Annotated in this window: 20 protein-coding genes; 10 read left to right on the forward strand and 10 right to left on the reverse strand. The window is 55.0% G+C overall.

The window, feature by feature from the left end:
• The first annotated feature begins 11 nt into the window (after nt 1–11).
• Nucleotides 12–770, forward strand: a complete 759-nt coding sequence (locus CWM54_RS14545; protein ID WP_061155560.1) for an IclR family transcriptional regulator C-terminal domain-containing protein — start codon at nt 12–14, stop codon at nt 768–770.
• 36 nt (nt 771–806) lie between these two features.
• Here CWM54_RS14545 and CWM54_RS14550 read toward each other — a convergent pair whose 3' ends face one another.
• The 8 genes from CWM54_RS14550 to CWM54_RS14585 all read right to left on the reverse strand — a co-directional run bounded on the left by CWM54_RS14550 (nt 807) and on the right by CWM54_RS14585 (nt 8751).
• The gene (locus tag CWM54_RS14550) at nt 807–1139 is read right to left on the reverse strand and encodes a hypothetical protein (protein ID WP_061155559.1); all 333 of its coding nucleotides are present in this window, start codon (nt 1137–1139) and stop codon (nt 807–809) included.
• A 250-nt stretch (nt 1140–1389) separates the two neighbouring features.
• Complete coding sequence (cyoE, locus tag CWM54_RS14555) at nt 1390–2277, reverse strand: heme o synthase (protein WP_002891629.1); 888 nt, start codon at nt 2275–2277, stop codon at nt 1390–1392.
• A gap of 11 nt (nt 2278–2288) precedes the next feature.
• Nucleotides 2289–2618, reverse strand: coding sequence for a cytochrome o ubiquinol oxidase subunit IV (locus CWM54_RS14560; protein ID WP_032732610.1), 330 nt, complete (start codon nt 2616–2618; stop codon nt 2289–2291).
• Entirely contained in the window at nt 2618–3229 is a 612-nt protein-coding gene (locus CWM54_RS14565; RefSeq protein ID WP_061155558.1) for a cytochrome o ubiquinol oxidase subunit III, read from the reverse strand. Before CWM54_RS14565 ends, CWM54_RS14560 begins: the two co-directional genes overlap by 1 nt.
• Nucleotides 3219–5210, reverse strand: a complete 1992-nt coding sequence (gene cyoB / locus CWM54_RS14570; RefSeq protein ID WP_061155557.1) for a cytochrome o ubiquinol oxidase subunit I — start codon at nt 5208–5210, stop codon at nt 3219–3221. Before cyoB ends, CWM54_RS14565 begins: the two co-directional genes overlap by 11 nt.
• Before the next feature lie 19 nt (nt 5211–5229).
• A complete protein-coding gene (gene cyoA, locus CWM54_RS14575) occupies nt 5230–6174 on the reverse strand; it encodes a cytochrome o ubiquinol oxidase subunit II (protein ID WP_074386735.1) in 945 nt (314 codons plus the stop codon).
• A gap of 479 nt (nt 6175–6653) precedes the next feature.
• Nucleotides 6654–8129 (reverse strand): muropeptide MFS transporter AmpG, encoded by a 1476-nt coding sequence (ampG, locus tag CWM54_RS14580; RefSeq protein WP_100681330.1) that lies wholly within the window; start codon nt 8127–8129, stop codon nt 6654–6656.
• Nucleotides 8130–8172: 43 nt separating this feature from the next.
• The gene (locus tag CWM54_RS14585) at nt 8173–8751 is read right to left on the reverse strand and encodes a lipoprotein (protein ID WP_061155554.1); all 579 of its coding nucleotides are present in this window, start codon (nt 8749–8751) and stop codon (nt 8173–8175) included.
• A 302-nt stretch (nt 8752–9053) separates the two neighbouring features.
• On the opposite strand from CWM54_RS14585, the gene bolA reads away from it, so the two are divergent.
• The 9 genes from bolA (at nt 9054) to CWM54_RS14640 (ending at nt 19612) form a co-directional block, all read left to right on the forward strand.
• Nucleotides 9054–9371 (forward strand): transcriptional regulator BolA, encoded by a 318-nt coding sequence (bolA, locus tag CWM54_RS14590; RefSeq protein ID WP_002891649.1) that lies wholly within the window; start codon nt 9054–9056, stop codon nt 9369–9371.
• A 345-nt stretch (nt 9372–9716) separates the two neighbouring features.
• The gene (tig, locus tag CWM54_RS14605) at nt 9717–11015 is read left to right on the forward strand and encodes a trigger factor (RefSeq protein ID WP_061155553.1); all 1299 of its coding nucleotides are present in this window, start codon (nt 9717–9719) and stop codon (nt 11013–11015) included.
• A gap of 309 nt (nt 11016–11324) precedes the next feature.
• Nucleotides 11325–11948 carry an ATP-dependent Clp endopeptidase proteolytic subunit ClpP gene (gene clpP, locus CWM54_RS14610; protein ID WP_002891804.1) on the forward strand — a complete coding sequence of 208 codons (624 nt, stop codon included), beginning with the start codon at nt 11325–11327 and terminating at the stop codon, nt 11946–11948.
• A gap of 250 nt (nt 11949–12198) precedes the next feature.
• Complete coding sequence (clpX, locus tag CWM54_RS14615) at nt 12199–13473, forward strand: ATP-dependent protease ATP-binding subunit ClpX (protein ID WP_061155552.1); 1275 nt, start codon at nt 12199–12201, stop codon at nt 13471–13473.
• A 183-nt stretch (nt 13474–13656) separates the two neighbouring features.
• Nucleotides 13657–16011 carry an endopeptidase La gene (lon, locus tag CWM54_RS14620; RefSeq protein ID WP_061155551.1) on the forward strand — a complete coding sequence of 785 codons (2355 nt, stop codon included), beginning with the start codon at nt 13657–13659 and terminating at the stop codon, nt 16009–16011.
• 209 nt (nt 16012–16220) lie between these two features.
• Nucleotides 16221–16493: a nucleoid-associated protein HU-beta gene (hupB, locus tag CWM54_RS14625; protein ID WP_002444653.1), complete on the forward strand. Its 273-nt coding sequence runs from the start codon at nt 16221–16223 to the stop codon at nt 16491–16493.
• A 214-nt stretch (nt 16494–16707) separates the two neighbouring features.
• Entirely contained in the window at nt 16708–18582 is a 1875-nt protein-coding gene (gene ppiD / locus CWM54_RS14630; protein ID WP_061155550.1) for a peptidylprolyl isomerase, read from the forward strand.
• A gap of 148 nt (nt 18583–18730) precedes the next feature.
• Complete coding sequence (locus CWM54_RS14635; RefSeq protein ID WP_061155549.1) at nt 18731–19099, forward strand: helix-hairpin-helix domain-containing protein; 369 nt, start codon at nt 18731–18733, stop codon at nt 19097–19099.
• A 111-nt stretch (nt 19100–19210) separates the two neighbouring features.
• Nucleotides 19211–19612, forward strand: a complete 402-nt coding sequence (locus tag CWM54_RS14640) for a YbgC/FadM family acyl-CoA thioesterase (RefSeq protein WP_023288617.1) — start codon at nt 19211–19213, stop codon at nt 19610–19612.
• 117 nt (nt 19613–19729) lie between these two features.
• On the opposite strand, the gene queC is transcribed toward CWM54_RS14640, so the two are convergent.
• Nucleotides 19730–20425 carry a 7-cyano-7-deazaguanine synthase QueC gene (gene queC / locus CWM54_RS14645; RefSeq protein ID WP_100697572.1) on the reverse strand — a complete coding sequence of 232 codons (696 nt, stop codon included), beginning with the start codon at nt 20423–20425 and terminating at the stop codon, nt 19730–19732.
• A gap of 66 nt (nt 20426–20491) precedes the next feature.
• The gene (locus CWM54_RS14650) at nt 20492–22192 is read right to left on the reverse strand and encodes an SgrR family transcriptional regulator (protein ID WP_061155547.1); all 1701 of its coding nucleotides are present in this window, start codon (nt 22190–22192) and stop codon (nt 20492–20494) included.
• Nucleotides 22193–22313: the final 121 nt, after the last annotated feature.

Raw genomic sequence — 22313 nt, forward strand, 5'->3', positions numbered from 1 at the left:
TGTGAGCGAATATGCAAAACACCATTCATCCACGCGATCTGATCGTCGGTTTACAAAAAGGGCTGGCGCTTATCCAGCTTTTTTCCAAAACTTGCCCAAAGCTCACCGTCGCCCAGGCAGCGAAAATGAGCGGCCTGACGCAAAGCGCCGCACGGCGTTTTCTACTGACGCTGCTGCATGAGCGCTATCTGCAAACCGACGGACGCTATTACTGGCTTACTCCGAAAACGCTGCGGCTTGGTCAGGCTTACGTTGATTCGGCGCAGTTTCCCCGCATGGTGCGGCCGATTGTCGAATACATCGCCAGCCGGACGGAGGAGCATGCCTCGGTGGGCGTGGTGGATGAAGATGAACTGGTCTATATCGCCCGCAGCCGCCATACGCCGTTCAACTCCACGTCGGTGCGACTCGGGGAGCGGGTACCCATTTTCTGTACCGCCGGGGGGCGATTGTGGCTGGCTTCGCTGCCGGAAGCCGAGTGCGAGGCGGTCTTGCAGCGCATTACCCGGGAACAACGCACGCCCTATACGGTGACCGACGTCGCGTCGCTGATGGAGAAAATCGCGCAGGTGCGGCGCCAGGGATATGCCACCATTGAACAGGAGTTTGAGATTGGCATGCTGGTGCTGGCGGTGCCGTTAACCGACAGGGAAGGGACCTGGTGGGGAGCGCTGAGTCTGACCAGCCATCAATCGCGCACCTCGCTGGAAGCGCTATGTCGCGACCACCTCGATCTGCTCTACAGTGCGCAGGCGATGCTGGTGAGCTAAACAGGGCAGCCGATGCGCTGCCCTCAGTGATGCTACTTACGCTGACGCGTTGTTCAGGAAACTATTCCAGTCGCTGGCGGCGTTATCCACGAAGATGTTCCAGTTTTTGCCAGCGGTGAGGACAAAGTTTCCCCAGTTTTCCTTACCGGTGGTCACAAAGGTTTCCCAGTTTGACTGTCCGGTCAGGAAGGAACCAAACGCCATCGCGCTGTCGCCGACGAAGGAGGCAAACGCGCTGCCGGAGGTGAGAACAAAAGAGGTGAAGCCGACGCCCGAGTTGGCAACAAAACTGGCAAAGCCGCTGGCCGCGCCGAACAGGTTAAAGCCACCGGAGATGTACTCCATTTCGTTCAGTGTTAACTCTTTCATTGCAATTCCTTGTTGTGATTATTTCCCAAATGGGCATGAGCCCGAGGCGAAAGGTAGCATCCCCATACCGTGTGGTGCGAGTGACGTCCGCTGCGTACTGGCTCAATTTTTTCTCATTTTTTGGCCGAAAAGGTAGTGAGAAGGGCACGGAAGAGGGGAGGGGAGTATGAAGTGAGAAAGAAAGCGGTGAGGAAGCAGAAAAAAAAAAGCCCCGTAAAAACGGGGCCTTATATCGCACTGGAGTGGGTGATTATCTCACGTAAGCCAGCAGACTATGTGAATCCGGCACCATAAAGTCAACGGACATCATCACGGACAGCGCGGTGATGGCAACGATGGAAAAGACGAACAGCTTACGCGCCCAGACTTTGTCATCTGCCACTTTATAGCCACGCAGCGCCATGCCCAGCCACCAGACGCTGACCGCTGCCGCCACGACCAGGTATTTATACCCGGCGTAGCCGCCCAGCGAGAGCATCAGGGTCGCCACGGCAAAGGCGACGATGTACAGCGTAATATGGTTTTTGGCGACCGAAATGCCTTTCACTACCGGCAGTACCGGAATGTTTGCCGCCTGATAATCCTTAAAGCGGAAAATCGCGATGGCATAGGAGTGAGGCATCTGCCACAGGCTAAAGATAGCCAGCAGGATCGCCGCACCGCTGTCGAAATCACCGGTGACTGCGCAGTAGCCAATCACCGGCGGCGCGGCGCCGGAGAGCGAGCCAATCAGCGTGCCGTAGACAGAGTGGCGCTTCATGTACAGGCTGTAGACGCCGACATAAACCACGAACCCCATCACCCCCAGCCAGCAGGCCAGCGGATTTGCGCCGAACCACAGCAGCATGAAGCCAGCAATACCCAGCAAGGTGGCGTACACCAGCGAAGCTTCTGGCGAGATCAGCCCTTTGACCAGCACCCGGTTTTTCGTCCGTTCCATCTTACGATCGATGTCCCGGTCGATATAGTTGTTGAATACACAACCCGAGGCGACCACCAGGGATACTCCAAGGAGCGTCCAGACGAACAGCGGATAGTCGATGTGGCCTTTGGAGGCCAACAGGAAACCGCCGATCACGGAGATCAGGTTGCCAAAAATAATGCCTGGTTTCGTTACTTGCAGGTATTGCTTAAACATACTCGCCGCTCTTAGTGCATCATCATGTTGTAGTTCAGGTTCCACATAATCCAGATGGAGCCGACAACCACGATCGCAATGATGATTACGGTGAAGATAAATGCGGTCAGGTTCCAGCCTTCATCGGACTTGCTGTTCATATGCAGGAAGTACACGAGGTGTACCACGATCTGCACCACAGCAGTCACCAGAATGGTGCCAAGAATAACCGCATGCGAGGCGGAGCCACTCATCACCATGGCGAACGGAATGGCCGTCAGGATGATGGACAGGATAAATCCTGTCATGTAGCTCTTCACGCTGCCGTGAGAAGCGCCGCTATGATCGGTAGAATGACTCATTACATCGCCCCCATCAGATAGACAACCGAGAACACGCAGATCCACACAACGTCCAGGAAGTGCCAGAACAGGCTCAGGCACAGGATACGCGTGCGGTTAGTGTTGGTCAGACCACGACGTGAAACCTGGAACATCAGCACAGCCATCCAGATCAGACCCGAAGTCACGTGCAGACCATGGGTGCCGACCAGCGCGAAGAACGCTGACAGGAAGCCGCTACGATCCGGACCCATACCTTCAACAATCAGGTGATGGAACTCATAGAGTTCCATCGCGATGAACCCTGCCCCGAAGAGGAAGGTCAGCGCTAGCCAGGAAACAACCTGGCTCTTGTTGTTTTTGTACATGGCGATAGCCGCCATGCCGTAGGTGATGGAGCTGAACAGCAGCAGTGCGGTTTCAACCAGAACGAACGGCAGTTCGAAAATATCTTTGCCCGTCGGTCCGCCGGCCGTGCCGTTCACCAGAACGGCATAGGTAGCAAACAGCGTAGCGAAGATGATGCAGTCGCTCATCAGGTAGATCCAGAAACCGAATACCTTCATCGGTCCTGTATCATGGTGCCCGTGTTCATGCGCGTGGGCAGTATGCGCAAGAGTATCAGTTGCCATTTTTCAGCCCTGCTTTGTTAATCTCATCGAAATGCTGTTTTTCCAGTTTTTCGACTTCTGCAACCGGTACGTAGTAATCCACGTCCTCGTCAAAGCTCTTAATAATCCAGGTCGCTACGATGCCGATGAAGCTTGCGATCGCCAGCCACCAGATATGCCAGATCATGGCGAAACCAAATACCGTGGCGAAGGCGGCAATGACGATACCGGCGCCGCTGTTTTTCGGCATATGAATTTCTTCATAATGGGCAGGCTGTTTGTACGCTTCACCTTTCTCTTTCATTTCCCAGAAGGCGTCACGCTCGTGAACCTGAGGAACGATAGCGAAGTTGTAGAACGGCGGCGGAGAAGAGGTTGCCCACTCCAGCGTACGACCACCCCATGGGTCACCGGTCAGGTCACGGTTCTGTTCGCGGTCGCGAATAGATACGTAGAACTGAATCAGCTGGCACAGGATACCGCAAGCGATCAGCGCCGCCCCGCAGGCTGCAACAACCAGCATCGGGTGGAACTGCGGATCGATCTGCTGGCTCAGACGACGGGTCATACCCATGAAGCCCAGCACGTACAGCGGCATAAATGCGACGAAGAAGCCGATGATCCAGAACCAGAAAGCGCGTTTGCCCCAGGTTTCGTTCAGGGTAAAGCCAAAGGCTTTCGGCCACCAGTAGGTCAGACCTGCGAAGCAACCGAATACCACGCCGCCGATGATAACGTTATGGAAGTGCGCGATCAGGAACAGGCTGTTGTGCAGAACGAAGTCCGCGCCCGGTACCGCCAGCAGCACGCCGGTCATCCCACCTACGGAGAAGGTCACGATAAAGCCGATAGTCCACATCATCGCCGAGTTGAAGACGATGCGACCCTGATACATGGTGAACAGCCAGTTGAAGATCTTAACCCCGGTCGGGATCGCGATAATCATGGTGGTAATACCGAAGAAGGCGTTAACGTTCGCACCCGCACCCATGGTGAAGAAGTGGTGCAGCCAAACGATGAACGACAGAACGGTAATACACACGGTTGCCCACACCAGAGAGGTGTAACCAAACAGACGCTTACGCGAGAAGGTCGCCGCGATTTCGGAGAAGACCCCGAACACTGGCAGAACCAGGATGTACACTTCCGGGTGACCCCAGGCCCAAATCAGGTTGATGTACATCATCATGTTGCCACCCATATCGTTGGTAAAGAAATGGGTGCCCAGGTAACGATCCAGGGTCAGCAGCGCGATGGTGACGGTCAGAATTGGGAAGGAGGCGATAATCAGGATGTTGGCGCACAGAGATGCCCAGGAGAATACCGGCATCTTGAACATGGTCATGCCCGGGGCACGCATCTTGATAATGGTCACAAAGAAGTTAATACCGGTCAGGGTAGTACCGATACCGGAGAGCTGCAGCGCCCAAATCCAGTAATCGACCCCTACGCCAGGACTGTATTCAATTCCCGACAGCGGCGGATAGGCCAGCCAACCAGTCTGCGCGAACTCACCGACGCCCAGAGACAGGTTAACCAGAATCACGCCCACAACGGTGAACCAGAAGCTCAGGTTGTTGAGGAACGGGAAGGCCACGTCGCGCGCGCCGAGCTGAAGCGGAACCACCAGGTTCATCAGACCGATAACGAACGGCATCGCCACGAAGAAGATCATGATAACGCCGTGGGCGGTAAAGATCTGATCGTAGTGATGAGGTGGCAGGAAGCCTGCTTCCCCGGCTGAGGCCAGCACCTGCTGGCTACGCATCATCACGGCATCAGCAAAGCCACGCAGCAGCATGACGATTGCCACGATAACGTACATGATACCGAGACGTTTGTGGTCGACAGAAGTCAGCCACTCGTTCCACAGGTAGGACCACTTACCGAAGTAAGTGATGGCAGCCAGAAGCGCCAGTCCCCCAATGATAATCGCAGCCACCGTAACCACGATAATGGGTTCGTGGTAGGGCACTGCATCCAGTGTAAGTTTTCCGAACATCGTTTTCTTCCTCGGCCCCTTAGTGAGCGGTTTCCGCGTGGCTCATGTCCATGCCTTCCATCCCGTCGTGAGCAGCGTGCTCGCCTTCAGGTTTGGACATGTTCATGCTCTCGTGAGACATGAATTTGTTCACAACATCTTTGAACAGATCCGGCTTCACGTTAGAGAAGTATTCCACTTTGTTGTATTCGCTAGGCACAGCCACTTTATCGAACGCGGCCATGGAGTCCATGGAGTTCGGCGACTGTTTGGCTTTTTCAACCCACTGATCGAAGGTTGCACGATCCGGGGTAGCAATCGCTTTGAACTTCATACCTGAGAAGCCCGGGCCACTGTAGCTAGCGGAGATACCGTCATAAGTACCAGCTTCGTCAGCAATGAGGTGCAGCTGAGTCTGCATCCCGGCCATTGCGTAAATCTGGCTACCTAAGCGCGGAATAAAGAACGAGTTCATCACCGAATTAGAGGTCACTTTGAAGTGTACCGGTACGTTCGCCGGGAAGGCGATTTCGTTAACGGTAGCAATACCCTGTTCCGGATAGATAAAGAACCATTTCCAGTCCATCGAAACGACTTCGATGGTGATTGGTTTCTCGTCATGGGCAAGCGGTTTGCTTGGCTCCAGTGCGTGAGTGGTTTTCCAGGTCAGAACGGCCAGGAACAGGATGATCAGAATAGGTACCGTCCAGACCACAGCTTCCACTTTGTTGGAGTGTGACCAGTTCGGGCTATACTTCGCATCTTTATTGCTCTCGCGATACTTCCAGGCAAATCCTACTGCCATCAAGACGGCGGGAATAACGACAATCATCATCAGGCCGAAAGCCGTCAGAATCAAAGAGCGTTGCTCCAGTCCAATCTGTCCTTTTGGGTCAAGGAGTGCAGAATCACAACCACTGAGTAATACAGTACTTGCGATTAATGACATCCATCCCAAACTTTTATTGTATTTCCTGAGTCTCATTGAACGACCTCAATTCCACGGGATCTGGTGGCGTTTAAAGTGTACGGGCATTTTACGGTAAGGTTGCATTACTGTAAACATGATTGGATCTCTGTCAGTTCTGTGTTAGCGGCTTCTGCTTGGTTTGTCACATATGTTACGTAGTGTTACGTAATCGCTTGCAAAGCCTGAATTTCATGGGATTGATAACGAAAGGGATAAGAAAAGGAGTACTTAGCGGCGAATGGGCATAACCACCCATAAATTAGAACAATTGTTTAACATTTAATTATCAAATAAAAGACATTGTGAAAACCTAAAATAAAATCGCTGTAGCTGAATCGGTTAAATTATTTAAAGAATCGAATGAAAACTGTCAATAATTTCCAGAAATCAAAAACGCACAAAACAACAAATAGCGCGGCGGACAATATAAAAGCGTTAATAAGCCGTTATAATTACGTTTCGTAATTACAACGGCTAATAATGATGCAGCTTCCTTAAATCAGGCGAGTTTTACGCAGCGCCAGGTAGTCGAGCAGACCGCCGAACAAAATACCGCCAACGGCAGTCAGCGCGGCAACCTCCAGCAGACCGGACAGGAAAGAGAAGGCGGTGTAATCCAGGGCGTTCATGATAAGCAAAGCCAGCCATACCGTCAGCAGCAGGCAGCCCAGTGCCAGGATCCCCAGCGCCAGCGCATAGGCCTGCGGGTATTCGCTTCGCGGCATGAAGCTTGCCGTACGTTGGGTATGCTCAAGCGTTTGCCGGCACAGCAGCAGCAGGGCAATCCCCGGCACCGCCGCGACGACCGAGAAGAGATAGAACGTCGACCAGCCGTGGGCCTCGACAAACCAGCCGGCGATTGGCCCAACGTACACGCGGCCGACCGCAGACAGCGCAGAGAGCAGCGCGAACTGGGTGGCGGAGAATGATTTATTGCACAGCGTCATCAGCAGTGCGACAAACGCCGCCGTCCCCATTCCCCCACACAGGTTTTCAAAGAACACGGCGGTTGCCATGGAATAGAGGTGCTTATCGGTAATCGACAGCAGCCAGTAGCCGGCGTTGGAGACCCCCTGCAGCACACCGAAGATCAGCAGCGCCCGAAACAGTGTCAGCCGCTGCATCAGGACCCCGCCGTACAGGGCGCCGAGAATGGTGGCAAACAGGCCCAAAGTTTTGTTCACCATCCCGACTTCTCCGGCATCAAAGCCAACGCCGCGGATGAGGAAGGTAGTGGTCAGGCTCATGGCAAACGCATCGCCAAGCTTATAAAGGACGATGAGCAGCAGAATAAGCCAGGCGTTATTGCGACCGAAAAAATCGCGCAGCGGTTCGGCGACCGCCTGCTCCAGCGACCTGGGAACCGGGATAACGTCGCTCGGCTCAGGTGCCAGCAGTGTGGCGATGATACAGGGCACCAGCAGCGCCGCCATCAGCCAGTACATCCCCTGCCAGCCGAGATAGCGGTCGGCAAGCCACAGAGCCAGACCACCGGACACCAGCATCCCGAGGCGATAGCCCAGCACGCTGATAGCGGCACCGGTACCGCGCTCTTCCGCCGGCAGAACGTCGGTTTTCCAGGCATCGAACACGATATCCTGTGACGCCGAGCAGAAGGCGATCACCACCGCCAGCGCCGCCATCCAGCGGAGCTGGGAGACGGGCTCAAGAAAGCCCATCGCCGCAATGGCCAGCAGGAGCAGGACCTGGGTAGTCAGCAGCCAACCGCGACGACGCCCAAGAAACGGCGGCGTATAGCGGTCCATCAGCGGGGACCAGAGAAATTTAAAGACATAGGCCTGGCCGACGAGTGAGAAAAAACCGATCGTTTTCAGATCGATATTTTCCACCGTCATCCAGGCCTGCAGGGTACCGGAGGTGAGGGCCAGCGGCAGGCCTGAGGCGAAACCGAGGATCAGCAAAATCGCTGATTTCGGCTGTTGAAAAATGCGTAAGTAATGACTGGACATAGCATAAAGCACGAACCCGGCTGAGGCCGGGTTCGTGGTGGCATTAACGCGCGTTTTGCTTGATGAAATCGTGGATGCTGGTGTCCTGCGCCATATCGGCGATGGTATCGGTCAGGACGCTGTTAACGGCATCAGCGATGTTCTTGTTCGAGGCCTGGAAAGCGCCTTCAATGGAGTAGCTGGCGCGGTAGTTTTTGGTCATCTTCGTGCCGTTTGCCGCGGTGGCAATGATGGCGATATCTGCTTTCGTGGCGATGTTGTAACGCACATTACCCTGGGAGACGTCAGCGTAGAGTTTGTTGACGATAATTTGCAGATCAACCGCGCCGTTCGGGCCAATCATATAACCGCGTGCGGTCATCTGTTTCTCCAGCACTTCCTGCAGCAGGAAGCGCAGATCGCGGGAGGCGGTGAGGGTGACCTGCTGATTGTCACGCGTGACTTTTGCCAGCGCCTGGTCCGGACGCTGGTCAGCGCCGTTGATGCTGACGGTCACGCCCATCAGGCTCGGATCCTGCTGCGGCAGCGTGATTTTCGGCGATACTTCAATGGTGGTCGGCGGCGTGGCGCATCCTGCCAGCATAAACATGGCGACCAACGGGAAAAGGATCTTCTTAAGCATGTTCAGGTCTCAACGCATGGTGTTGTTATAAGGAAAATTACCGCCATCATAGCATTGCCAACGGCAAGGGGAAGTGGCAACGCGTGTAAATCCATCGCCCTGGCGGTTTTCTGAGCGTCCCGCCATGGTTAATCGCTCTTTCCCCGGCAGTTCTGGCGACCAGAGCCAGTAAACGTGATACTTTTGAATGAAAATATCAGAACAATGCTAATTTTTTGTTGTTTTCTCCTAATGGAAGCGGTAAAAGCGGCTAACATTTATAGGGAGTGGCGGCATCTCAGCGTTGTCGGAGGAGAAAATTCATGATGATACGTGAACAGATCGAAGCAAAACTTAGAGCAGCGTTCGACCCGATGTATCTCGAAGTCGTGGATGAAAGTTATCGTCACAACGTCCCAGCGGGCTCTGAAAGTCATTTTAAAGTGGTGTTAGTGAGCGATCGCTTCACTGGCGAGCGTTTCCTCAATCGCCACCGTATGATCTACGGCACGCTAACTGAGGAGCTGTCGAATACGGTGCATGCCCTGGCGCTGCACACCTACACGATTAAAGAGTGGGAAGCACTACAAGATACGGTTTTCGCCTCGCCGCCTTGCCGCGGTGCGGGGAGTATCGCCTAGAAATCCCATTTGCAACCGCTGGCGCTTTTCCAGTATGTTGCTTGCAGATTTAGCAAAAACGGCCTACGGGCCGTTTTGTTTTGCCTGGAAAATGCGCAAAGTTAGCGCTTTTGCGGACAAATTTGAGCGGGAAATGTGAAAAATGCCGCAGCAGTGGGCGACAACCGTTCTCGACTCACAAAAGTGATGCCGCTATAATGCCGCGTCTTATATATGAATGTCTTCGGGATGATTCTGACGACAGGGAATGTGTTTCTGATTTGAAGAGGGCATCCCGGTTCTGCGAAGCCACCTACACGCGCTTCCAGAGTTGACCGAGCACTGTGATTTTTTTGAGGTAACAAGATGCAAGTTTCAGTTGAAACCACTCAGGGCCTTGGGCGCCGTGTAACGATTACTATCGCCGCTGACAGCATCGAGAATGCTGTCAAAAGCGAGCTGGTCAACGTAGCGAAAAAAGTTCGCATTGACGGCTTCCGTAAAGGCAAAGTGCCGATGAATGTTGTTGCTCAGCGTTATGGCGCATCCGTTCGCCAGGACGTGCTGGGCGACCTGATGAGCCGTCATTTCGTTGACGCGATCATCAAAGAGAAAATCAATCCGGCTGGTGCGCCGAACTACGTTCCGGGCGAATACAAACTGGGCGAAGACTTCACCTACGCGGTAGAGTTCGAAGTGTATCCGGAAGTTGAGCTGCAGGGGCTGGACGCGATCGAAGTTGAAAAACCGGTTGTTGACGTGACCGACGCTGACGTGGACACCATGCTGGAAACCCTGCGCAAGCAGCAGGCGACCTGGAAAGACAAAGACGGCGCCGTTGACGCTGAAGATCGCGTAACCATCGACTTCACCGGTTCCGTAGACGGCGAAGAGTTCGAAGGCGGTAAAGCCTCTGACTTCGTACTGGCGATGGGCCAGGGTCGCATGATCCCGGGCTTCGAAGACGGTATCAAAGGTCACAAAGCGGGTGAAGAGTTCACCATCGACGTGACTTTCCCGGAAGAGTACCACGCAGAAAACCTGAAAGGTAAAGCGGCTAAGTTCGTTATCAACCTGAAAAAAGTTGAAGAGCGTGAACTGCCTGAGCTGACCGAAGAATTCATCAAACGTTTCGGCGTGGAAGATGGTTCTGTCGCTGGCCTGCGCGCTGAAGTGCGTAAAAACATGGAACGCGAGCTGAAAGGCGCTGTACGTAACCGCGTGAAGTCTCAGGCAATTGAAGGTCTGGTTAAAGCTAACGAGATCGACGTTCCGGCTGCCCTGATCGACAGCGAAATCGACGTGCTGCGTCGCCAGGCTGCTCAGCGTTTCGGTGGCAACGAGAAACAGGCTCTGGAACTGCCGCGCGAGCTGTTCGAAGAGCAAGCTAAACGCCGCGTCGTTGTCGGTCTGCTGCTGGGCGAAGTGATTCGCACCAACGAGCTGAAAGCTGACGAAGAGCGCGTGAAAGGCCTGATTGAAGAGATGGCTTCTGCGTACGAAGATCCGTCAGAAGTCGTTGAGTTCTACAGCAAGAACAAAGAGCTGATGGACAACATGCGCAACGTGGCGCTGGAAGAGCAGGCTGTTGAAGCCGTGCTGGCGAAAGCCAAAGTGTCTGAAAAAGCCACTTCCTTCAACGAACTGATGAACCAGCAGGCGTAATTTCGCCGCGATTGTTTAAGGTTCGAGCAAAAACCCGTTGCCGAAAGGCGGCGGGTTTTTTTTTAGGATAATGATAGCCTCAGGCACGGTGCTAAAACGCATTTACCATGATAGCGTTACAGCAAAAGCTTGTTATGCTTGAAATATGGCAACACCATCCCCATTACCGGGGGAGGCAACTGCATCCGCAATCGCACGCGTGTTAAAGAGGCGGTGACGCGTTCAGCGGATAGAAACTGTGGCTGATAATCCGTCCGTAAGGTTACAATCAGTGCAGCAGGTATTTTAAAATTACTCCAGGAGACGGAAATGTCATACAGTGGCGAACGAGACAACTTTGCACCCCATATGGCCCTGGTGCCGATGGTCATTGAACAGACCTCACGCGGTGAACGTTCTTTTGATATCTACTCCCGTCTGCTTAAGGAACGCGTCATTTTTCTGACCGGCCAGGTCGAAGACCACATGGCAAACCTGATCGTGGCGCAGATGCTGTTTCTGGAAGCGGAAAACCCGGAAAAAGACATTTACCTGTACATTAACTCTCCGGGCGGGGTGATCACCGCCGGGATGTCGATTTATGACACCATGCAGTTCATCAAGCCGGACGTCAGCACCATCTGTATGGGCCAGGCCGCTTCCATGGGGGCGTTCCTGCTGACCGCCGGGGCGAAAGGCAAGCGCTTCTGCCTGCCGAACTCCCGCGTGATGATCCACCAACCGCTGGGCGGCTATCAGGGACAGGCGACGGATATTGAGATCCACGCCCGTGAAATCCTGAAGGTGAAAGGACGCATGAATGAGCTGATGGCGCATCATACCGGCCAGTCTCTTGAGCAGATTGAGCGTGACACCGAGCGTGACCGCTTCCTCTCTGCTGCGGAAGCCGTGGAGTACGGGCTGGTCGACTCTATTTTGACCCATCGTAATTGATGCCCGAGGCGCAAGGGTGCCGCTTTACGCTTCATTCTTCTCGCCACGTTTTCGTGAGTGGTTGGCATTTTTCCGGACGCTTGCCGGTCAGGCTTGCGGCCGGTTGCTTTGCCAGCGCCTCGATGTAGCGCGAAGGATTTTGTGTATATACTAATGAAGGGCGGCACAACGCTATATGGCGGCTTGCGCCTGAGAATGGCATTTGCGTCGTCGTGTGCGGCACAAAGAACTTAAAAAGAGGTTTGGACTCATGACAGATAAACGCAAAGATGGATCGGGCAAATTGTTGTATTGCTCTTTTTGCGGCAAAAGCCAGCATGAAGTGCGTAAGCTGATCGCCGGGCCATCCGTGTATATCTGCGACGAATGCGTTGATTTATGTAACGACATCATTCGCGAAGAGATTAAAGAAGTTGCGCCGCACCGCGAGCGCAGCGCGTTGCCGACGCCGCACGAGATTCGCCACCACCTTGATGACTACGTCATCGGTCAGGAACAGGCGAAGAAAGTGTTGGCAGTCGCGGTATACAACCACTACAAACGTCTGCGCAATGGCGATACCAGCAATGGCGTAGAGCTGGGTAAAAGTAACATTCTGCTGATCGGGCCGACCGGTTCCGGTAAAACGCTGCTGGCGGAAACGCTGGCGCGCCTGCTGGATGTGCCGTTTACCATGGCAGACGCCACCACCCTGACCGAAGCGGGTTATGTGGGTGAGGACGTCGAAAATATCATTCAGAAACTGCTGCAGAAGTGCGACTACGACGTGCAGAAAGCGCAGCGCGGCATCGTCTATATCGACGAAATCGACAAAATTTCGCGTAAATCCGATAACCCGTCGATTACCCGCGACGTCTCCGGCGAGGGCGTACAGCAGGCGCTGCTGAAGCTTATCGAAGGCACCGTCGCCGCCGTTCCACCGCAGGGCGGACGTAAACATCCGCAGCAGGAGTTCTTGCAGGTTGATACCTCCAAGATCCTCTTCATCTGCGGCGGCGCGTTTGCCGGCCTGGACAAAGTGATTTCCCACCGTGTTGAAACCGGCTCTGGCATTGGTTTTGGCGCGACGGTAAAAGCGAAGTCCGACAAAGCCAGCGAAGGTGAGCTGCTGTCTCAGGTTGAACCGGAAGATCTGATCAAATTTGGTCTGATCCCTGAATTCATCGGTCGTCTGCCGGTGGTGGCGACGCTGAATGAGCTGAGCGAAGAAGCGCTGATCCAGATCCTGAAAGAGCCGAAAAACGCCCTGACCAAGCAGTATCAGGCGCTGTTTAGCCTTGAGGGCGCAGAACTTGAATTCCGCGACGAAGCGCTGGATGCTATCGCCAAGAAAGCGATGGCGCGTAAAACCGGCGCCCGTGGCCTGCGCTCGATTGTGGAAGCGGCGCTGCTGGATACCATGTATGACCTGCCTTCGATGGATGATGTCGAAAAAGTGGTCATTGATGAGTCGGTTATCGAGGGGCAGAGCAAACCGCTGCTGATCTACGGTAAACCGGAAGCTCAGCAGGCATCTGGTGAATAATTAACCATTTCACTCAAGCAGTTAACAAAAAGGGGGGATTTTATCTCCCCTTTTATTTTTCCTGCATTCCCGCCGTTGAATGTGTGGAATACATCCCCATATACTGGATTACATATTAACGACGATGCAGTGGAGTATGGCGTCGTCGGCTACCTGGCGGACTTTAAACTAAGAGAGAGCTCTATGAATCCTGAGCGTTCTGAACGCATTGAAATCCCCGTATTGCCATTGCGCGATGTGGTGGTTTATCCGCACATGGTCATACCCCTGTTCGTAGGGCGGGAAAAATCTATTCGTTGCCTCGAAGCGGCCATGGACCATGATAAAAAAATCATGCTGGTTGCGCAGAAAGAAGCGTCGACGGATGAGCCGGGTGTAAACGATCTTTTCACCGTTGGAACCGTGGCGTCTATTTTGCAAATGCTGAAGCTGCCGGACGGTACCGTGAAGGTGCTGGTCGAAGGGCTGCAGCGTGCACGTATTTCTGCGCTGTCTGATAATGGCGAACATTTCTCGGCGAAAGCGGAGTATCTCGACTCGCCGGCGATTGACGAACGTGAGCAGGAAGTGCTGGTTCGCACCGCTATCAGCCAGTTTGAAGGCTATATCAAGCTGAACAAGAAGATCCCACCGGAAGTGCTGACGTCGCTGAACAGTATCGACGATCCGGCGCGCCTGGCGGATACCATCGCGGCGCACATGCCGCTGAAGCTGGCTGACAAGCAGTCCGTGCTCGAGATGTCCGACATCAACGAACGTCTGGAATATCTGATGGCGATGATGGAATCGGAAATCGATCTGCTGCAGGTTGAGAAGCGCATTCGCAACCGCGTCAAAAAGCAGATGGAGAAATCCCAGCGCGAGTACTATCTGAACGAGCAAATGAAAGCGATTCAGAAAGAACTCGGCGAGATGGACGACGCCCCGGACGAAAACGAAGCGCTGAAGCGTAAGATCGACGCGGCGAAAATGCCGAAAGAGGCGAAAGAAAAAACCGAAGCGGAACTGCAGAAGCTGAAGATGATGTCGCCGATGTCTGCGGAAGCGACCGTCGTACGTGGCTACATCGACTGGATGGTGCAGGTGCCGTGGAATGCGCGCAGTAAGGTCAAAAAAGACCTGCGTCAGGCCCAGGAGATCCTCGATACCGATCACTATGGTCTGGAGCGCGTGAAGGATCGCATCCTTGAATATCTCGCGGTGCAGAGCCGGGTGAACAAAATCAAGGGGCCAATCCTCTGTCTGGTGGGACCGCCGGGGGTAGGTAAAACCTCGCTGGGCCAATCCATCGCCAAAGCGACCGGACGCAAATACGTACGTATGGCATTAGGTGGCGTGCGCGATGAAGCGGAAATCCGCGGTCACCGTCGGACCTATATTGGCTCGATGCCGGGCAAACTGATCCAGAAAATGGCGAAAGTGGGGGTCAAAAACCCGCTATTCCTGCTGGATGAGATCGATAAAATGTCTTCCGACATGCGCGGCGACCCAGCTTCAGCGTTGCTTGAGGTGCTGGATCCGGAACAGAACGTGGCCTTTAACGACCACTATCTGGAAGTGGATTACGATCTCAGCGACGTGATGTTCGTGGCGACGTCTAACTCCATGAACATTCCGGCGCCGCTGCTGGATCGTATGGAAGTGATTCGCCTCTCCGGTTATACCGAAGATGAAAAGCTGAACATCGCCAAGCGTCACCTGCTGCCGAAGCAGATTGAACGTAACGCGCTGAAGAAAGGCGAGCTGACCGTCGACGATAGCGCCATTATCGGCATTATTCGTTACTACACGCGTGAAGCGGGGGTTCGAAGCCTGGAGCGTGAAATCTCCAAGCTGTGCCGTAAAGCCGTAAAACAGCTGCTGCTGGATAAAACGCTGAAACACATCGAGATTAACGGTGAGAATCTGCACGATTATCTCGGCGTACAGCGCTTTGACTATGGCCGTGCCGATAGCGAGAACCGCGTTGGTCAGGTGACCGGTCTGGCGTGGACGGAGGTGGGTGGCGATCTGCTGACCATCGAAACCGCCTGCGTACCAGGCAAAGGCAAGTTGACCTACACCGGCTCACTGGGTGAAGTCATGCAGGAGTCGATTCAGGCTGCGCTGACCGTGGTACGTTCGCGGGCGGACAAACTGGGCATTAACGCCGACTTCTACGAGAAGCGTGATATTCACGTCCACGTCCCGGAAGGGGCGACGCCGAAGGATGGTCCGAGCGCGGGTATCGCCATGTGTACGGCGCTGGTCTCCTGTCTGACCGGTAACCCGGTACGCGCTGATGTGGCGATGACCGGTGAAATCACTCTGCGTGGTCAGGTGCTGCCGATCGGCGGTCTGAAGGAAAAACTGCTGGCGGCGCATCGCGGCGGCATTAAGACTGTTCTGATTCCTGATGAGAACAAACGCGACCTTGAAGAAATTCCAGATAACGTTATCGCCGATTTGGATATCCATCCGGTGAAACGAATCGAGGAAGTTCTGACACTTGCGCTGCAGAACGAACCGTTCGGCATGCAGGTTGTGACCGCGAAATAGTGATTCTGCGCAAATTGCGCTAATAAAAATAGGGCTGGTAAGTCATTTCGGACTTGCCAGCCTTTTTTTGTGTAGCTAACTTAGATCGCTGGCAGGGGGGTCATCGACAACTGCTGTTGTAAGGGCATGACAGTCCTGATATAACTGCTGCGCGGTCGCACTATGAAGGACTCAGGTGCGATATAAATTATAAAGAGAGGAAGAGAACAGTGAATAAATCTCAACTGATTGACAAAATTGCTGCGGGTGCGGACATTTCTAAAGCTGCAGCTGGACGTGCGTTAGATGCTTTAATCGCTTCTGTTACTGAATCTCTGCAGGCTGGGGATGACGTTGCGCTGGTAGGTTTTGGTACCTTTGCTGTTAAAGAACGTGCCGCCCGTACTGGTCGCAACCCACAAACAGGTAAAGAAATTACTATCGCTGCCGCAAAAGTGCCGGGCTTCCGTGCTGGTAAAGCGCTGAAAGACGCGGTGAACTGATCGGCTTTCCCGTCAGGGAATGTGACGAAGTACAAGGGCGCATCGTGAGATGTGCCTTTTTTATTGCCTTTTCAGACCACTTTATGTGTGTTTATCGCCACTTGTGGGCTGACAATCACCCTGTTTTCTTGTCAAAATACGTCCTCACGCGCGGCGGCCATCACGTGCTATGCTGCGCGAGCTAAAGTCATCTACAGCGGAGCGTTGTTACACCATGATGGACAACCTACGCACGGCCGCCAACAGCGTCGTGCTCAAGATTATTTTCGGTATCATTATCGTCTCGTTCATTTTGACCGGGGTGAGTGGTTACCTGATTGGCGGTGGCAAAAACTATGCCGCAAAAGTGAATGGCCAGGAGATTGGCCGTGGGCAGTTTGAAAACGCCGTCGCCAGCGAACGTAACCGTATGCAGCAGCAGCTTGGCGACCAGTTCTCCGAGCTGGCGGCGAACGAAAACTACATGAAAACCATGCGCCAGCAGGTGCTGAACCGCCTGATCGATGAGTCGCTTCTGGATCAGTATGCCCGCGAGCTGGGTCTCAGCATCAGCGATGAGCAGGTGAAGCAGGCGATCTTCCAGACCCAGGCGTTCCAGACGAACGGTAAGTTCGACAACCAGCGTTTCAGCGGTATTGTCGCCCAGATGGGGATGACCACCGATCAGTACGCTCAGGCGCTGCGTAACCAACTGACCACACAGCAGCTGATTAACGCCATTGCGGGTACCGACTTCATGCTGCCGGGCGAGTCCGATCAACTGGCGGCGCTGGTGTCTCAGCAGCGTGTCGTCCGCGAAGCGACCATCAACGTGAATGCCCTGGCGGCAAAACAGACGGCCAGCGATGAGGAAATCAACGCCTTCTGGCAGCAGAATCAGGCCCGTTTTATGGCACCGGAACAGTTCCGCGTCAGCTATATCAAAATGGATGCCGCCAGTATGCAGGAGAGTGCCTCTGACGAAGAGATTCAGTCATGGTATGACCAGCACAAGGATCAGTTCACTCAGCCGCAGCGCAACCGCTACAGCGTGATTCAGACCAAAACGGAAGCCGATGCGAAAGCGGTGCTGGCCGAGCTGCAAAAAGGGGCAGATTTCGCCACGCTGGCGAAAGAAAAATCGACCGATATTATCTCTGCCCGCAACGGCGGCGATATGGGGTGGATGGAAGATGCCTCTACGGTGCCTGAGCTGAAAGATGCCGGGCTGAAAGAGAAAGGCCAGCTGTCTGGCGTGATCAAATCCTCAGTTGGCTTCCTGGTGGCCCGTCTGGACGACGTCCAGCCGGCGCAGGTGAAACCGCTGGCTGACGTGCGCAATGACATTGCGGCGAAAGTGAAGCAGGAAAAAGCGCTGGATGCTTACTACGCGCTGCAGCAGAAGGTGAGCGATGCGGCCAGCAACGATAATGAATCGCTGGCGGGCGCTGCGCAGGTCGCCGGACTGAAGGTGGTGGAAACCGGCTGGTTTGGCCGCGATAACCTGCCGGAAGAGCTGAACTTTAAACCGGTCGCTGACGCAATCTTCAACGGCGGTCTGGTGGGTGAGAACGGCGCGCCGGGCAGCAACTCCGACATCATTACCGTTGACGGCGATCGCGCTTTTGTTCTGCGCATCAGCGAGCACAAAGCCGAGGCGGTGAAACCGCTGGCCGAAGTGAAGGCGCAGGTCAGCGATATCGTTAAGCACAATAAAGCGGAACAGCAGGCGAAACTGGATGCCGACAAGCTGCTGGCGGCGCTGAAAGACGGCAAAGGCGATGAAGCAATGAAGGCGGCTGGCCTGAGCTTCGGCGCGCCGCAGACGCTTTCTCGTACCGGCCAGGATCCGCTGAGCCAACTGGCATTTACTCTGCCGCTGCCGCAGCAGGGCAAACCAGTCTATGGCGTTGGCAGCAATATGCAAGGCGATGTGGTGCTGGTGGCGCTGGATGAAGTGAAAGCAGGCAACATGCCGGAAGAGCAGAAGAAGGCTATGGTTCAGGGGATTACCCAGAACAACGCCCAAATCGCTTTCGAAGCGCTGATGAGCAACCTGCGCAAGGCGGCGAAAATTAAACTGGGCGACAGCATCGACCAGCAGCAGTAATTTCGCGTCGTCTCGCAAAAATGAGCAACACGATGTAATCCCCAAGGGCCGCTTTCGCGGCCCTTTCCATTTCTGTGATTTGCCTTTTGTCGGCCATCCGCACTGACGCTATCGTAACCTTGCTGTCTACACACAAGGAGATATCAGCATGAAATATGGAATAAAAGCACTGATGGCCGCGGGCGTACTGGTTTTCGCGGTAGGCGTACAGGGAGCGCTGGCTGCACCCGCCAGCGGCAAAGCGGCGGTGAATAAAGAAAATGTGCAGGCGACTACTTCGGCGAAGGCGGAAGCGGTACCCGGTGAGGCGGACAACGGGGTGACAAAGGTCAGCATTAACCGCGCCAGCGCCGAACAGCTGGCTCAGGCGTTGAATGGCGTGGGGTTGAAAAAAGCCCAGGCCATTGTCAGCTACCGCGAAGAGTACGGGCCGTTCAAAACCCTTGATGATCTGAAGCAGGTCCCGGGAATGGGCAGCTCGCTGGTGGAGCGCAATTTAGCCCATCTGACGCTGTAAATTTTATGCCAGACCTTGCACAGCGGTGATTTTTTGCCAGGATAAAGAGGTTGCATCAAGTGGTGTGACCTCTTACCTCACAAACAACAATAACAGAAAGGCATTGGTGCTATGCAGACACAAATTAAAGTTCGCGGCTATCATCTCGACGTCTACCAGCATGTGAACAACGCACGCTACCTGGAGTTCCTTGAGGAAGCCCGCTGGGATGGCCTGGAAAATAGCCCCGCGTTTCAGTGGATGACGGAGAAAAATATCGCTTTCGTGGTGGTGAATATCAATATTAACTACCGTCGTCCGGCGGTACTGGGCGATGTGCTGACAGTGAGCAGCAAACTGGAGCAACTCAACGGCAAAAGCGGCACGCTAAGCCAGGTGGTCACCCTCAACCCCAATGGCGAAGTGGTGGCCGATGCGCTGATTACCTTCGTCTGTATCGATTTGAAAACCCAGAAGGCGCTGCCGCTGGAAGGGGAGTTGCGCGAGAAACTTGACCAGATGAACTTGCGTTGACAACCGTCGCGTGAGTGCCGGGCCCACGCCAGGTGATGAACCCGTAGCCCCGGTAAGCGTTGCGCCACCGGGGAATTTGAACTGAAGCTTAGGGCAAAAAGCTCCCCGAGGCTATGCCTATACTAGCCCGGTTTTTTGCTTCATCACCGTCATTACGCCGACTTTGTCCCCCAGATACTGGTTGAGTCCGTTTGCACGCAGGTTACAGGCGGCGCACTGGCCGCAGCCATCGCCCTTAATGCCGTTGTAGCAGGTGAGGGTTTCCTGGCGCACCAGATCCAGCTGACCCCAGAAGTCGGCAAGCGCCCAGGTCTCGGCTTTATTCAGCCACATCAGCGGCGTCTCAAAGCGAATGTCTTTCGCCATCCCAAGGCTGACGGCGTGGTGCAGCGCTTTGACAAACTCATCGCGGCAGTCCGGGTAGCCGGAGAAGTCGGTCTCGCATACGCCGGTGATGATGGCTTCGGCTTTCACCTGATAGGCGTAGATTGCCGTCAGGGTTAAAAACAGAATATTGCGCCCGGGGACAAAGGTGTTGGGAATGCCCTCGGCATCAGGCTGATAGTCGGGTACCGGAATGTTATCGCGGGTCAGGCTGCTGACTGCCAGTTCGTTGAGCAGAGTGACGTCCAGCACTTTATGCGCGACAGCGCCCAGTTTCAGGGCGAGTTCGCGCGCCACGTCGATTTCCGCGCGGTGGCGTTGGCCATAATCAAAAGTGACGCAATGCACTTCATCATACTGCTGCAGAGCCTGCACCAGGCAGGTGGTTGAATCTTGTCCTCCGCTGAAGACAACTACGGCGCGTTTCATGGCAATTCCTGACTAAATGAGTAAAGGCGCTATGGTAGCGCCAGACGCGCGCGGCGACCAGCTCTCTCACGACGATGACGCCGGTAGCCAGGCACTGGCGAAGTCGAACCAGCCCCGGGCGTTAAGACGCAGGCCATTGACCCCCGGTGGCGCGCTGATTCGATAGTTATATTTGAACAGCGGCGTCATGATGGCGTCTTCCATCAGACTGTTGAACACGTTGCGCAGCGCATCGTTGCGACTGCGGGCGTCGGGCTGCGCCTGCACGGCGTCTAATGTCGCCTGCAGATGGGCATATTGCGCCCCGGTCAGCAAATTAGGCCACAGCATATCGCAGCGCAGCCACTGTTCGAGGGCGTATTCAGGCGCTTCGCCGATTAGCCGGTCGCCCATCATCAGATCGGCCTGCCCCAGATGCTGACAGCCTTCCCAGTTTTTGGCGTCATGAAAAATGAGCGTCAGCTCGCAGCCCAGCAGAGCCAGCCGTTGCCTCAGCTGTTCGGCCATCGCATGAAGCTCGACCGGCAGATGATAGAGCAGGGTGAGCCTGGCCGGCAGCGGTACCGCGTTGTTTTCCGGTCCCTGCGGGATGGACCATCCCGGCAGCACCTCATGGCTTGGCGTAATCAGATCCTCCTCCAGCGGCAGAGTTTCCAGCAGCGACGAGTGATGGATTATCGACACCAGCCGCTGGGCCTGCGCTTTGCTAAGACGCGGGCTGTGGCGCAGGGTGAGATAGCAGAAGCCAAGGCTGATACTGTTGCTGACCTGACGCAGATTGTGGAGCTCCTCGCGATCGCCGATGGTGATCTGCACCGGATGGCGGCAGCTGGTGCCGAGATCGCGGTCAAAGAGTTGAGGAGTGATCCAGTACTCCACCGCCTGGATCAGCGGATGCTGCAGGTGGTAACGGGGATGGTTCTCCAGCCGGACGAGTTCCGGACTGAACCGCTTCAGGCGGAATGGCCCGCAGCCGATGGCCGGATCGTCAGGATGCGCCAGCACGCTGCAGTAGCTGGCGAGACGGAACGGCAGCCAGTAGTCAGGACGATGCAGCGTGATGGTTAGACACTGGGCGTGAGTGACATCGATACGGCTAAGGCTGGCGAAGAGGGTCCGCAAGGCGGGCAGCTCAAGCAGCAGCCGTAACCGCTGTCGCAGCTGCGCGGTTTCCACCGCATCGCCATTGTGCCAGTACAGTGTAGAGCGAATATAAAAATGCCAGCGCAGGCCGTCCGGTGAGACCTGCCAGTGATGCGCCAGATCGCCGATCGGCATATTGTCGCCTTCGTCGAAGCGCGTTAGCCCGGCATAGATCTGCCCGGCCAGATGCTGCTCGGCGCGTCCGGGGAGAAAGCCAGGGCGCAGCGGCTCCAGTGGGCGATAGTAAGGAATACGCAGCGTCGGAGTATTGTTTTGCCACTGACCGCCGAGGAAGGGATGGAGCAGGGCTTTCAGCTCCACCGGGGCCAGCTGCGCCAGCTCCAGCGCGTTTTGCTGCTGACCGTTGTTCAGCGCCTGCTCCATCATCTCGTTGCGCAGACTTTCCGGGGTTTTGTGAAATGAGAGTTGCCCGCGTTTGCCGCGCCCGGAGCTGGCCTGCCAGCTTAACCACCCCGCCTCCTGCGCCTGCCGCAGCAGAGTGCGGACGTGGCGTTCGCTGCAAAAACAGCGCTCCGCCAGTTCGCCGACGGTCACCTGCTGCGGCGCCCCGGCTGAGGGTTGCCACAATCGCTGGTACTGATTTAAACGGTGTAAGAGTCGCATGGGAGCCGTCGTCCACCGGGCTGCTGTAAACCCGGAACAATTAATAATATCTATTCACTATTACTTCCGTATATCCCAGGTGATACTTCAACACAAGCGAAGCCCATCACACATCGGGGAA

The organism is Klebsiella sp. D-Nf1 (assembly GCF_002810515.1).
Classification (GTDB): Bacteria; Pseudomonadota; Gammaproteobacteria; order Enterobacterales; family Enterobacteriaceae; genus Klebsiella; species Klebsiella variicola.